This window comes from Dictyobacter arantiisoli (genome assembly GCF_008326305.1).
Lineage (GTDB): Bacteria > Chloroflexota > Ktedonobacteria > Ktedonobacterales > Ktedonobacteraceae > Dictyobacter > Dictyobacter arantiisoli.
Window position 1 is genome coordinate 1 of sequence record NZ_BIXY01000231.1, and the last position, 1,533, is coordinate 1,533.

General features: G+C 41.2%; 3 protein-coding genes. All 3 read right to left on the minus strand.

All coding sequences use genetic code 11. From position 1 onward, the window contains the following. Positions 1 to 118: 118 nt before the first annotated feature. A complete protein-coding gene (locus F1593_RS28820) occupies positions 119 to 274 on the minus strand; it encodes a hypothetical protein (RefSeq protein WP_172632533.1) in 156 nt (51 codons plus the stop codon). Then, positions 274 to 747, minus strand: coding sequence for a hypothetical protein (locus F1593_RS27965; RefSeq protein ID WP_149404833.1), 474 nt, complete (start codon positions 745 to 747; stop codon positions 274 to 276). Before F1593_RS27965 ends, F1593_RS28820 begins: the two co-directional genes overlap by 1 nt. A gap of 287 nt (positions 748 to 1,034) precedes the next feature. Next, positions 1,035 to 1,340, minus strand: coding sequence for a hypothetical protein (locus F1593_RS27970; RefSeq protein WP_149404834.1), 306 nt, complete (start codon positions 1,338 to 1,340; stop codon positions 1,035 to 1,037). Between the last annotated feature and the right edge of the window lie 193 nt (positions 1,341 to 1,533).

Consider the following 1,533-nt stretch of genomic DNA (forward strand, 5'->3'; position numbering starts at 1 on the left):
GTAGAACAGATTTATTACCGTGTTCTTACTGCATTTTATCGTCATTCCAATTCGTGTTCAGAAAGAAAGTGAGTTTCTCTTACAGACCTCGATTTTATTGTCTTGACAAAGCGGGGCACTATACCGATTCAAGAGTTTGTAACCACTCTGTAGATATTTCTTGATCAATGGCTATAATATTTCTTTCATCTGGAACAAAAGATACATTTTCCCATTGCATCGCCTTTACAAGTTCTTCTAGTTGCTGTATGTCTTTATATTCTGGTCCTTGCATTAATCCTCTAATCCTTCTTTGCTTTTGGATCGGCTAGCTAATTCTTGACCTGCTTTCATCTTTGCATCTTCATATGCTTTAGAAGCAAAGTCAGCACCAAATGAACGAGAAAGAATAGTATAAGCAAGCCTACGAACGATAGAACTATCTCGAAGAGTACGAACAATGAGAGCCGCTAATCGATTATCACTGGCTCTAGAGATAGCTTTAAACTCATTGGTAAATTCTAGCTGCATATCTTCTCTAATATCTTGTCGTTGTTGTGCAAGTCCTTTCCTTACCTCTGTTTGAATGATCTCACGGATAACAGGTAAACTTTGTTGTTCTATAACTTCTCCTCGCTTAATAGCAATAGCCTGGGTAAGTAGATCGTCGGTAATAGTATTCATAGGGATACCACGTTGTTCTGATTCTGCCTTGATAAAATCATAATTTTCTGCTCGTATTTGCGCGTCTAATCTTTTCTTTATCATAACATATGCTCTTTCTAGCTGTCCCGGCTATTCCCGGTAGGGGAACGAGTAAGCCGGGGTTAACCCGGTTACTCGCCGCGCTTCTCAAGCTTAGCAAACGATAATGACCGGGGGAAAAACGGCTGTTCGGTAGGTGTTTATCTTGCACTACCCCGTTGGGGTGTGCGCTTCGCGTGGCACTGCTGCCGAATATGGCTAACGAGTTGGGGCTGTAGTGCCTGGGTTGCTGCAACTGTTGATCATTGTTACTAAGTTGTTCCGTAATGTCTGGTCTGCTTTTGTTGGCTCTAAACTTGTAGTGCCTGGCTGTCAGAATTATAAAAGGTCACTCGTGAAAGAAGCGGCTGATAGTTGCTTTCCTGATGCTGGCGTTCCTCGTCAATCCTTTGAAGTGCTTGACGGAGTATAGATATGTTTGTTTCATGAGTAAAGTACCAAATATGAGTATAACGATCTGTCAAAGCTACAAAATGTGTTAATTCGTCTTGCAAAGTGATATCAAGAACTATAGGCTTTTCGATCACCTGTACAGCAATGATAGGTAGTGAACTAGCTCGTATCTCTGCATCTGGCGTATGATTGCCTGTAAGCATTCTTTCCGTTTTCCAAATAGAAAGTAAACCATGATTTTCTAAGTGAAGCCTGACCGTATTTACTGCGTAGTATGGTGGTACCGTTTGTCAAGACAAAAAACGGGTTCAAATAAGACAAAACTCAGCAATACGAGAACGAGTGTTTTACGTTACGTAACGTTGATTAACGTTGCCGATAGACCTGAGCTGGCGT